General features: G+C 39.5%; 7 protein-coding genes and 1 pseudogene. 6 read left to right on the top strand and 2 right to left on the bottom strand.

Annotated elements, in window-relative coordinates; genetic code table 11:
• The first annotated feature begins 326 nt into the window (after positions 1–326).
• A complete protein-coding gene (locus AC33VI_RS09580; RefSeq protein WP_491782040.1) occupies positions 327–2,120 on the top strand; it encodes a right-handed parallel beta-helix repeat-containing protein in 1,794 nt (597 codons plus the stop codon).
• A 234-nt stretch (positions 2,121–2,354) separates the two neighbouring features.
• The gene (locus AC33VI_RS09575) at positions 2,355–3,677 is read left to right on the top strand and encodes a cytosine deaminase (RefSeq protein WP_491782039.1); all 1,323 of its coding nucleotides are present in this window, start codon (positions 2,355–2,357) and stop codon (positions 3,675–3,677) included.
• A 78-nt stretch (positions 3,678–3,755) separates the two neighbouring features.
• Here the strand turns inward: AC33VI_RS09575 and AC33VI_RS09570 are convergent.
• Together AC33VI_RS09570 and AC33VI_RS09565 are read right to left on the bottom strand one after the other, a co-directional pair.
• Positions 3,756–5,836 (bottom strand): annotated as a pseudogene (locus tag AC33VI_RS09570) (M3 family metallopeptidase).
• Positions 5,837–5,957: 121 nt separating this feature from the next.
• A complete protein-coding gene (locus AC33VI_RS09565; RefSeq protein ID WP_491782038.1) occupies positions 5,958–6,401 on the bottom strand; it encodes a SufE family protein in 444 nt (147 codons plus the stop codon).
• Positions 6,402–6,615: 214 nt separating this feature from the next.
• Here AC33VI_RS09565 and AC33VI_RS09560 point away from each other — a divergent pair, with 214 nt between their 5' ends.
• The 4 genes from AC33VI_RS09560 to AC33VI_RS09545 all read left to right on the top strand — a co-directional run bounded on the left by AC33VI_RS09560 (position 6,616) and on the right by AC33VI_RS09545 (position 11,883).
• Positions 6,616–7,905 carry a glucose-1-phosphate adenylyltransferase gene (locus AC33VI_RS09560; RefSeq protein WP_491782037.1) on the top strand — a complete coding sequence of 430 codons (1,290 nt, stop codon included), beginning with the start codon at positions 6,616–6,618 and terminating at the stop codon, positions 7,903–7,905.
• Positions 7,906–8,182: 277 nt separating this feature from the next.
• Positions 8,183–9,205 carry a DnaJ C-terminal domain-containing protein gene (locus AC33VI_RS09555; protein ID WP_491782036.1) on the top strand — a complete coding sequence of 341 codons (1,023 nt, stop codon included), beginning with the start codon at positions 8,183–8,185 and terminating at the stop codon, positions 9,203–9,205.
• Positions 9,206–9,598: 393 nt separating this feature from the next.
• Positions 9,599–10,618 (top strand): dihydroorotate dehydrogenase-like protein, encoded by a 1,020-nt coding sequence (locus AC33VI_RS09550; protein WP_491782035.1) that lies wholly within the window; start codon positions 9,599–9,601, stop codon positions 10,616–10,618.
• A gap of 116 nt (positions 10,619–10,734) precedes the next feature.
• A complete protein-coding gene (locus AC33VI_RS09545) occupies positions 10,735–11,883 on the top strand; it encodes an ATP-dependent 6-phosphofructokinase (RefSeq protein ID WP_491782034.1) in 1,149 nt (382 codons plus the stop codon).
• Positions 11,884–12,125: the final 242 nt, after the last annotated feature.

Below are 12,125 nucleotides of genomic sequence, written 5' to 3'. Positions count from 1 at the left end.
TGCTATTAACTTTTTCTTTGGAGATCGTCAAGTTTAGAAATTAATATAAGTCAAAAATTTATGAAATATCCTGTTTGTTTGAAAAGTAAATGAATAAATCGTAAATTCACTTAAGTAGCAGCTAATATTGTATTATTAGATACTTAAATTTTATTTCTATAAAAAATAATTATTCAAACAATCTCTTTTCTTCAAGCATTTAAAGCAAAATAAATTTGTATAGCTTAGAAGATTTTGACTTTAAAATCTAGCGAAAAAAATTATAGAGATTTACTTTAAGCATTTCTTGAAACATTTAAAAATTTAATTAGATCGAATAATTAACTATGGAAACTTATACAGTTACTAACGGCAACGATTCTGGAATCGGTTCTTTAAGAGAAGCTGTTAACCTGGCTAACACCAATCCTGGTCTTGATATTATTAATTTAGATATTAGTAAAATAGATATTTCTTCCGCAATTCGTATTTCCGATGACCTTGAAATTAATGGCAATGATGCCGTTATTACTCAAAACGCTACAGATCGCCTATTAAATATCAGCAACAATGACGAATCTTTAATTGATATTACTCTAAACAATCTGACTCTTACTGGTGGTAGACCAGAAGAATTAGGTGGTGCGATTCTCACTCTTGAAAATTTAACTATTAATGGCGTAACCATTGAAGATAATGCAACTACTCGTCGTGGTGGCGGTATCTTTGCTGATGGCGTAAATCTAGTCATTCAAGACAGCGTATTTCGGAATAATGTCATTGCTGATGGCAGTACTTCTTCTGGTGGTGCTTTCTGGATTGCTGGCGGCACTTTAACGGTTGATAATAGCTTGTTTGAAAATAATCAGTCTTTTATCGCTGTTGCTAATATTGGAGACGATAACGTTAGCACTATTACCAACAGTACTTTCGATGGTAATCGCGGTGGAGCGATTTTCATAGTAGAAAACTCAAAATCTACCATTGATAACGTCATACTCACTAATACCACCAAAGAAACCAGCGGTGGGGGCATTGGAATTGAAAATAACTCGGAAGTAACCATCTCCAATAGCTTAATTAACAGCAACCAAAGTTCTTTTGGCGGCGGTATTTCAGTATTTGAATCGGCTGCTGAAATTATCAACACAGAAATAACTGATAACTCTGCAAGCAGTGAAGGTGGCGGTATTATTACAGGAGACTCGGCTGCTCTAACTGTCCGCAATAGCGTAATTTCAGGCAACAGTTCTCCTATTGGTAGTGGATTATTTGTCTACGACAACACCAGCACTACCCTTTTAGAAGATGTAGTAGTATCTGGCAACACTGGCAGCACCAACCAATTAGAAGCTACAAACATTACCATAACTACTCTAGACCAAGAATTATCTGGCGATGAGTTTGGTAATGAAATCAGTGGTGGGATTGGAGACGATCGCATCTTTGGCAGACAAGGTAGCGATACCCTATTCGGTGGCGATGGCGACGATACTATCTTTGGTAACCAAGACAATGACTACATCGAAGGGGATAGTGGTAATGACCTGATCTATGGCAATAAAGGTAATGATGGTCTTTCTGGCGGATTGGGTAAAGATTTAATCTACGGCAACGAAGGCGACGATCTATTGTTTGGCGGACATGAAAACGATACCCTCAGAGGTGGACAGGGTAAAGACAGCCTAATCGGTAATATTGGCAATGATGTTCTCATTGGCGGATCTGGTAACGACACTCTAAGAGGCGATATCGGTCAAGACTATCTAGTCGGTAATATTGGCAATGATATTCTCAAAGGCGGTAACGGTAACGACACCCTCAAAGGCGGTATCGGACAAGACTACATCGATGGTGGTAGTGGCGATGATATCTTAATGGGCGGTAACGGTAACGACACCCTCAAAGGCGGATCTGGCAAGGATACCTTCTTCCTTGAAAGTCAGTCTAGTGGAGTTAAGACTATCTCCGACTTTGAACTAAATGCTGACAAGATTGGCTTAAACGATGGCATTACTTACGATGTTCTAGAAATTACTGGAGATAGGAATGCAATCCTATCTTATAACGGTACGGATATTGCAGTCCTAGTCGGAATCAACTCTAGTGACTTGACTGCAAACCAGTTTATCGATCTCTAGATTTTAATTGGCAAACTACTTAAATAACGTGAGTTCGGGTTAAGCTACTGACTATCGATCTAGTTATTAGTTATTCCTAAAGACTATTCTCTTCGAGCAATTTTCTTATCCCCAACTCAGATTAAATGCACTTGGCTGAGGCTGAGTGTTTTTTTGGGCAAAAAATAGACTTCTGTTTCTTTTTTTAGCAAAATTGTTTTAGCCAGACTACTTCTTATTCGTTCTTTTCTAGTCATGAATTTAACTTTGTCAGGATTATTTGATGCCAAATCCTATTGGTTGCTTAACGCCCATATTCCTAGTTGTTTAGTCAAGCTAGAAGGTATTGCCGATCGCACTAGAGAAGGTTTGTTTTTAGTAGATCTCAAAATAAATCGGGGCAAAATAGAAAGGGTTGTAGCTGCTAATAACTCTCCAAAAACAGACAACATTCCTACTATCAATCTGACAAAAAAAATTATCTTACCTTGCTTCACCGACGTTCACACCCATCTAGATAAAGGACATATTTGGGAAAGATCCCCCAACCCAGAGGGAACTTTTGACATGGCTTTAGATAGAGCGATCGCTGATAGTCAAAAATATTGGCAGTCAGAAGATGTCTATCGTCGTATGGAATTCGATTTAAAATGTAGTTATGCCCATGGTACAAAAGCAATTCGCACTCACATAGATTCCTATGGCATTCAGGCAGATATTAGTTTAGATGTATTTCAAAGCTTGCGATCGCTTTATGCCGATAAGCTGATTTTGCAAGCCGTTAGTTTGGTTAGTTTAGACTACTATCAAACCCCTCAAGGAGTGGCATTAGCCGATAAAATTGCTAGTATTGGGGGCATATTGGGGGGAGTTGCCTGGGAAAACGAAAATTTAGAAGCACAACTAGATACGGTTTTTAGATTAGCTGGAGAAAGAAATTTAGATTTAGATTTTCATGCCGATGAAAATGGCGATCCGAATTCCCAATGTTTGCAGAAAATCGCTCAAGCAGCTTTACGCCACAATTTCTCAGGAAAAATTACCTGCGGGCATTGTTGTAGTTTGGCAGTACAGCCAGAAAAGGCAGTAAAAGAAACTATAGAACTAGTCCAAGAAGCAAAATTAGCCATTGTTAGTTTGCCCATGTGCAACCTTTATTTACAAGATCGGCAACCAGCAAATACCCCCTATTGGCGAGGAGTTACCAAAGTTAAAGAATTAAAACAAAATAATATTCCCGTTGCTTTTGCTAGCGATAATTGTCGCGATCCTTTTTTTGGTTTTGGCGACCGCGATATGTTAGAAATACTAGAACAGTCCGTCAGAATTGCCCACTTAGATAGTCCTTACAGCAACTGGATAGAAAGCTTCACTACCATTCCCGCCAGTCTGATGAATTTAGACCATCTGGGCAACATTGCCCCAGGAGAACCTGCGGATCTAATTATCTTTACCGCCCGTTATTACAGCGAATTACTATCGCGATCGCAACACGATCGCATCGTGCTACGTCAGGGCAAACAAATCGACACTAAACTCCCAGATTACAGCGAATTGGACGATCTAGTTTTTATTTAATGATTCTATATATCATTAAAAAGCGATCGCCATTAGTCAATCGCTTTTTAAGTTTTTGATGTGAGCAAATTAAAAAATTTAAGCCGTAGCCAATAAGCCACTATGTCTTAATAAAGGTTCTGTTTTGGGTTCTCTACCTCGGAAAGACTTAAATACTTCCATTGGGTGTAGGCTACCGCCTAAAGATAACACGGTATCTTTGAATTTCTTACCTACATACTTAACCGCAGCTTCGTCGTCCAAACCAGCTTCTTCAAAAGCAGCAAAAGCATCGGCACTGAGAACTTCTGCCCATTTGTAGCTATAGTATCCCGCAGCATAACCACCAGCGAAAATATGTCCGAAAGCACATAGGAAATTATCTTCGGGGATGGGGGGAATGACAGTAGTTGTTTTTGCCAAGCGATTTCTAACGTCGTTGGGGGTTTCATCTCCACCAGGTTCGTAATTAGAATGAAGTTCCATGTCCAACATACCGAAGTGTAGTTGACGCAACATAGCCGAACCACTCATATAGTTTTTAGCAGCTAGTAGCTTTTCATAATATTCTTCGGGAAGGGTTTCGCCAGTTTCGTAGTGTTTTGCCATGCCAAAAAGAGTAGGGCGATCGTAACACCAGTTTTCCATAAACTGACTGGGTAATTCTACTGCATCCCATTCCACATTATTGATGCCTGCTGCTTCGGTATAGTCGATGGTAGTCAACATATGTTGTAAACCATGACCGAATTCGTGGAAGAGAGTAGTTACCTCGTTAAAAGTCATCAAGCTAGGCTTGCCATCTACGGGAGGTGTTTGGTTGCAAGTTAAATAAGCAACGGGCAAACGAGTCTCAGTTTTACCATCCACAACCATCTTAGCTCGACCAATACAGTCATTCATCCAAGCACCACCGCGTTTTTCGGCAGGGCGAGAATAGGGATCTAAATAGAAAAGGCGATCGCATCACCGTTAGCATCGGCTATCTTAAAGTAACGTACATCTTCGTGCCAAACTGGTGCTTCTCCGTCGGCTGCGGTAATGGTAACGTCAAAGATGCGCTTGGCTAGTCCAAACAAACCTTCTAACACTTTGGGTAAAGAGAAGTAAGGGCGCAATTCTTCTTCATTAAAATCAAATTTTGCTTCTCTTTGCTTTTCTGCCCAATAGCTAGTATCCCAGTTATTTAATTCTTGTCCTGCAAAAGCTTTTAACTCGGCAAATTCCTTGACTGCAGCATCGTAACTAGCAACCCGCAATTCTTCCTGTAGCTTTTGTACCGCATCTACATCATCTGCCATTTTTTTCGCCAAGCTCAATTCGGCAAAGTTAGCAAAACCCAGAAGATTAGCTTTTTCCTTTCTTAATTCTAAAATGCGATCGATATTGCCGCGATTGTCTGTTTCGCCACTAGAAGCACGAGAAACAAACGCCTTATATAGTTTCTCCCGCATCGCGCTATTCTTAGCGTACTTCATGTAGGGAATATAGCTGGGATAATCTAGAGTTACTACCCAAGGACCATTTTCGGGGGTAGCATTTTCCTCCCCTTCCGCCTTAGCAGTTTGCGCCATCAAGCCCAAAGCCGAAGGAGGCAAACCTTCCACATCTTTTTGATCGGTAAGCTTGAGTTTAAATGCCTTGGTTGCATCCAAAACATTATTAGAAAACTTGGTGGATAATTCCCCAGACTCTAGTTGGATTTGATTGAATCTCTCTTTGGTTTCCCCTTCTAAACCTACTCCAGACAGTTCAAAATCTTTGATGGAGGACTCGACAATTCTTTTTTGGGCTGGTTCTAAACTATTCCATTCCGCACCGTCTTTAATTCCTTTAAAAGCTTCGTATAAAGGTTTACTTTGAGACAGCCTAGTATAAAACTTAATTACTTCTGGCTGCATTTTTTGATAAGCTTCCCGCAACTCTGGACTATTTTTTACGCCCATCAAATGTCCGACAATGCCCCAACTCCAGCCCAAACGCTCGTCAATAGCTGTCAAAGGTTCGACTAAACCACTCCAAGTAGGAGTTACATTTGCTTCTAGTTTACTAATCTCTGCTGATAACTCTTCCAATAGTTGTGTCATCCCAGGGACAACGTGTTCTGGCTTAATCTCGTTGAAGGGAGGTAAGCCCTTGCCAATTAATAAAGGATTTTTGGTAATAGTTGCTTCTGTCATGTAAATAGATTAATTGCAGGTTTTTTTATATTTATTTACATTAACGCTTTATTTACCAGTATGACAGCATTTAAGAGGTTGGGATTACCGAAAGTTTATTGATACTGAACCCTTAATAGTTTTATTTTTCCACACCATCCAATTGAAAACCCAATGCTTTTTTCTTCATCATTTGGAATATATTAAAAAAGCCATTGGCACGAGAAGGAGTAAGGCTGACTTGCAAACCAGTATCTTCAATAAAACTGGGTTCTACTTTAACTATTTCTTCGGGAGGTAGCTCGTTTAAACCTTCAATTAAAAATGCCACTAAACCCTTGACCAATTGGGCATCTGAGTCCCCTTGATAAACTACCTTACCATCTTCTAAACTAGCGGTGATATATACCTGAGAAACGCACCCTTTAACCTTATTTTCTTCAATTTTAGCTTCTTCTGGTATGGCTGGAAGTTTTTTGGCATACCAAAGTAATTGTTCGTATTTTTGCTTTGGATTGTCACGACGCTTAAAGCGATCGACAATTTTGGCAAGCTTGGGTGGTAAAGAAGTTTCTGCTGCTGACATTAATCAATACAAATATATTAAAAACTATTAGTTAAGCATAAAAGTTTACAGGCAATTAACAGACCGCTTTAGTTGCAATCTAGATTGGGTTTACACTGCATACTTTTAATACTTTAGCAAACCCTGGTCTTTTCCGACTCATTTTGCTGAATCTGTCCCTCATTCAGATAAACTTTATCTTGAGAGGCACAGCCAGTCACGAGGTTTATAAAAAGTGAAAAGAGTATTAGGTATCATTCTCGGAGGCGGAGCAGGTACTCGTTTGTATCCCCTTACCAAATTAAGGGCAAAGCCAGCAGTACCTCTCGCCAGCAAATATCGTCTAATCGACATCCCTGTCAGTAATTGTATAAATTCTGAAATTCTCAAAATTTATGTTCTAACTCAATTTAATTCAGCCTCTCTCAATCGACACTTAAATCGCAGTTACAATTTTTCTGGATTTAGAGAAGGATTTGTAGAGGTATTATCAGCACAACAGACCAAAGATAACTCAGGTTGGTTTCAAGGAACTGCTGATGCTGTTCGTCAATATATTGAGTCAATTAAGTCTTGGGATGTAGATGAAGTTATCATTCTCTCTGGCGATCATCTCTATCGTATGGACTACAGCAAGTTTATTCATCATCATCGAAAAACCAAGGCAGATATTACTTTGTCAGTAGTACCAATTGACGATAAAAGAGCGTCTAGCTTTGGTTTGATGAAAATCGATAGTCAAGGCAGGATTATTAATTTTGCGGAAAAACCCAAAGGTGAAGACCTCAAAAATATGCAGGTGGATACTACGGTGTTGGGTCTAACACCAGAACAAGCTAAAGATAGTCCTTACATAGCTTCTATGGGGATTTATGTCTTTAAAAAAGATGTTTTGATTGACTTACTAGAAAGAGACTCAGATCAACATGACTTTGGCAACGAAATTATTCCTGGTGCCGCTAAAGATCACAATCTTCAAGCTTATTTATTTAAAGGTTATTGGGAAGACATCGGAACAATCGAATCTTTCTATGAAGCTAATTTAGCTCTGACAAAACAACCTCAGCCTGATTTTAGCTTCTATGATGAAAAAGCTCCTATTTATACTCGTTCTCGCTATTTACCTCCAACTAAGCTCCTGAATTGTCAGGTGAGCGAATCTATGATTGGTGAAGGTTGTATTTTGAAAAACTGCACCATTAACCATTCTGTAATTGGAGTTAGAACTCGCATAGAAGCAAACTGTGCGATCGAAGATACTCTAATTATGGGAGCGGATTTTTACGAACCTTTTGCGGAAAGACAGTCTGGATTACAAAAAGGCGGAGTTCCCGTAGGGATTGGAGAAGGTTCGACTGTGCGTCATGCCATTGTGGATAAAAACGCCCGTATTGGTCGTAACGTTCAGATTTTGAACAAAGACCGAGTTGAAGAATCTCAAAGAGAAGATGAAGGCTTTTATATTCGTAGTGGAATTACAGTAGTATTGAAAAATGCGACTATTCCCGACAATACGGTTATCTAAGTTCCAATTAGATGTTGAATTGAAACTGAATTTTTAAAAGAATGAATTTTGAAAATAAATAAATAAGTACGAAACCATCATAATCATCATTGGGATTTTTAACGGAGTGTGGCAAGCTATATATTGCCACACTCCTTTTTGTTGTGAAAACCAACTCAACTAAATTGAAAATATAGTATAACTATAAGGTTAAACTTTAAATAAGAATATAAAAACTATTACTTTTTATCAACCCAGCCTATCCAAACTATAAAAATTTTCTAGGAGATAGTTCTCAATGGCTTCGACAGAGTTTAAAGATTACTACAGTATTTTAGGCGTTTCCAAAACAGCAAATGCTGATGAGATTAAAAAGCAATTTCGCCAACAAGCATTAAAGTATCATCCCGATCGCAACCAGGGAAATAAAGCAGCAGAAGCTAAATTTAAAGAACTCAGCGAAGCTTATGAAGTGCTAGGAGATAGCGAAAAAAGAGCCCAATACGATAATTTTGGTCAATATTGGCAACAAGCTTCCTCAACTACTGGCTATTCTAATAGTAATAGCTATCGCTCTCATAATTCCTACAGCAATAATAGTAATACTAAAGTTGATTTTAACGGTACAGATTTTAGCCAGTATGGCAATTTTGAAGAATTTATCAACGAACTTTTAGGGCGTTTTTCAACTTCTGAGACTGGCGGTGCTTCTTATCAAACTAAAACCAGCAATAAAAGTAATTTCAGCAGTCATTTTCAAGATAGTGGCAATTCTACGCAGCCAGCAACCAATAGCGAAGCTAGTATAAGTCTGACCTTTTCCGAAGCTTTTAGAGGTACTATCAAAAAACTAAATTTAGGTACTGAGACGTTAGAAGTTCGCATTCCCGCAGGAGCAAAACCAGGTACGAGAATTCGTCTGGCAGGGAAGGGGCAAGGAGGCGGTTTTGGTCAGCCCAAAGGAGATTTATATCTTAACGTTAATTTAACACCCCATTCTTTCTTTGATTTTGAGGGTGATAATTTGGTTTGTGAAGTACCTATTACTCCTGACGAAGCAGTTTTAGGTTCAACAATTGATATTCCTACTCCCGATGGCTTAGTAAGCATGAAAGTTCCTGCTGGTATTCTTTCGGGTCAAATCTTAAGATTGCGGGGTAAAGGTTGGTCTTCTCCCCAAGGAAATAGAAGCGATCAATTGGTTAAAATTACGATCGCTACTCCCAAACAAGTTAGTGGTTTAGAAAAAGAATATTACGAAAAAATTAGTCAAGTTCGTCAGGAAAATCCTCGCGATCGCATTAAAAATATTAAACTCTAAATCGCTAATTTCAAATTTTTTTGCTAAAAATATTTTTTGGCGTTGCTGAATAAATAATGATTCAAGCGATCGCAGTAACAGTTTTAAATTTAATGCGCTTTTCACATGGGTAGACCACATAATTAAACTTTAAAAACTAAGAACTAAGAACTAAAAACTAAAAACTACGAACTAGTAAATTTTCCCAGAGAGCTATTCAACTGAAAACGGCTGTAAGTTTGATTACTAAAAGTTCTGGTGAATTTACACCACTTATTAGCTTTTACCCTCTGATCGCTTTTATTTCACAGTGGCAATTTGACGATCGCGAATACCGTTCCTTAATCAATAACCTCTTCACAACATCCTCAAAAGATTCGCCTAATTTGGAAGAAAAGACCCAGAGGTGAACAAATGGTCGATATATCTACAACTTATTTAGGATTAAAATTGCGATCGCCTTTAGTAGTCGGTGCAGCAGCACCTCTGACTGAAGATATTAGCAATGTCAAACCTTTAGAAGATGCGGGGGCATCAGCAATTGTCTTACATTCTTTGTTTGAGGAACAACTACTCGAAGAACGCTATGCTCTCTATCATCATATTGTCCATAATGCCGAAAGCCATCCCGAAGCAACTTCCTACTTCCCAGATCGCGAAGTATTCCATGTTGGCACGGAAGGTTATCTCGAACAAATTCGCTACGCTAAAGATACGGTCAATATTCCGATTATTGCCAGCCTCAATAGTTCTAACCTTGGTAACTGGAGTAACTATGCCAAACAGGTAGAACAAGCGGGGGCAGATGCGATCGAGCTAAATATTTACTATGTTCCCGCTGACCTAACTATTACAGGCGAACAGGTAGAGCAAAGCTATATCGATATTGTGCGTAACGTTGTTGATGCAGTCAATTTACCCGTAGCGGTGAAACTCAGCCCTTTCTTTAGCAACATGGCGAACATGGCAAAACGCCTTAGTGATGTGGGGGCAAATGGCTTAGTATTTTTCAATCGATTTTATCAGCCAGATATCAATTTAGTAAATTTAGAAGCAGAACCAAATTTGCTTCTTAGTACCTCCAGAGAAATACGCCTACCAATGCGTTGGATAGCTATTTTATACGGCACTATTCCTGTGGATTTTGCAGCTACTAGCGGAATTCGTACTGCCCAGGACGTTATCAAAATGATGATGGTAGGAGCTAATGTAACAATGCTGGTTAGTGTTTTGCTCAGTCATGGTATCGAACAGCTAGGTAAGATCGAAAAAGATTTGGTTGAATGGCTTGAAGTAAAAGAATACGAATCAATTAAACAGCTACAGGGCAGCATGGGTCAGATAAATTGTCCAGATCCTAGCGTCTTTGAACGAGTCCAATATCTCAAAGTAGTCCAAACTTACAATCCTTATTTCAATTTGGCTCGTCATTAGTTGTTAGGGGCGGTTCGCGATGCAAAGCGAGTCCTTTAGGGCGAACCACCCGTACAGTTGTTAGTTGTTAGTTGTTAGTTGTTAGTTGTTAGTTGTTAGTTGTTAGTTGAAACCTGATGAAAAGAATTGGAATTTTAACCAGCGGTGGAGATTGCCCAGGCTTGAACGCGATTATTCGTGCTGTAGTTAAGTGTGCCAGTCAAAAGGGCTGGGAAGTATATGGCATTCCTTATGGTACGGAAGGTTTTTTAAGACTGGAAAACGGTAAATGTCACTCTCAAGATTTGCAGCTAAAAGAACACGGCTACGATCTGCCTGGACTACTTCACGGAATTGATATTCTACAGTTTCTTAGTGGCAGTATTTTAGGCTCTTTAAGTAAAGGTCATCCTGAAGACAAAGCAATCGCCCAAACTATCATTAAGGGCTATCAAGATCTTAAACTCGATGCCCTAATTGCCGTAGGGGGAGACGGCAGCATTGATATTATCTACGACTTGGCACAGCAGGGAAACTGGAACATAGTTGCAATTCCCAAGACTATCGATAATGATGTACCGTTTACCGAAAGATCCGTTGGCTTTGATACAGCAGTAGATAAAGTTACATCTGCTCTCTACGATCTTACCTTCACCGCTGCCAGCCACGATCGCACGATGGTTGTGGAAGTAATGGGACGCAATGCAGGACATTTAGCACTAGCTTCGGGTATTGCTGGAGGGGCAGATATAATTTTGATTCCCGAACTTATACCCCAGATAAATCTCAATCTAGTGACAGATATCTGCATTCACGTTGCCAAACTACGCTCTTTGGGTCGTAAATTTGCCCTCATAGTAATTGCCGAAGGAGTTAAAAATCATGCAGGGGAAAGACAGAAAGGAATCGCAAATTATCTATCTTCCCAGATTGACCAAGTAAGCCACCAATTATGCCTGACTGACAAACCAGAATTTTGTGACCTCGATAAACTAGAAACGCGATCGCTCGTCTTGGGACATATTCAACGTAGCGGTACGCCCTCTTCCTACGATCGCTTGTTAGCTGCTACCTTTGCCAAAAAAGCAGTAGACCTGATTGCCGAAGAGAAATTTAATCAATTAGTAGTCTGGCAAAACGGTACTGTGCAAATTCAATCTTTGGATGAAGTGGTCAAACACATCAAACATCGCCACCAGTTAGGTATTTGTCCCAGTCCTGTTGATAGTAACGGCTTGTTGGTGCAAACGGCGCGATCTCTCGGTATTTATTTAGGATTGCTCTAGTATTTTGGGGATCTAGGCGATCTCTTTTGCCAATACTCCAGCAATCTTTATCAATGGAAATGCGATCCCTTCTGGGTTTATAATTATAGTTTATAAACCCATGAATCCAAGCGTCTTAAACCTTTATAGGATAGCGCGGGAGGCTCAAAACTCCGTCCATTTATGGCGGAGATGTAGAGCGACTCGGACGGGCGGTATAAACGCCTGGGAAACCACAGGCGACACGCCCTCCACTTTCAAGT

The sequence above is a fragment of the Waterburya sp. genome, from assembly GCF_058530065.1.
This window is presented reverse-complemented; position numbering and strand designations above follow the sequence as displayed.

What these genes read in the sequence shown, in the direction of transcription:
- AC33VI_RS09550 (WP_491782035.1), top strand. Translation starts at nt 9,599, where the DNA reads ATGGTCGATATATCTACAACTTATTTAGGATTAAAATTGCGATCGCCT.
- AC33VI_RS09545 (WP_491782034.1), top strand. Translation starts at nt 10,735, where the DNA reads ATGAAAAGAATTGGAATTTTAACCAGCGGTGGAGATTGCCCAGGCTTG.
- AC33VI_RS09565 (WP_491782038.1), bottom strand. Translation starts at nt 6,401, where the DNA reads ATGTCAGCAGCAGAAACTTCTTTACCACCCAAGCTTGCCAAAATTGTC.
- AC33VI_RS09580 (WP_491782040.1), top strand. Translation starts at nt 327, where the DNA reads ATGGAAACTTATACAGTTACTAACGGCAACGATTCTGGAATCGGTTCT.
- AC33VI_RS09575 (WP_491782039.1), top strand. Translation starts at nt 2,355, where the DNA reads ATGAATTTAACTTTGTCAGGATTATTTGATGCCAAATCCTATTGGTTG.
- AC33VI_RS09555 (WP_491782036.1), top strand. Translation starts at nt 8,183, where the DNA reads ATGGCTTCGACAGAGTTTAAAGATTACTACAGTATTTTAGGCGTTTCC.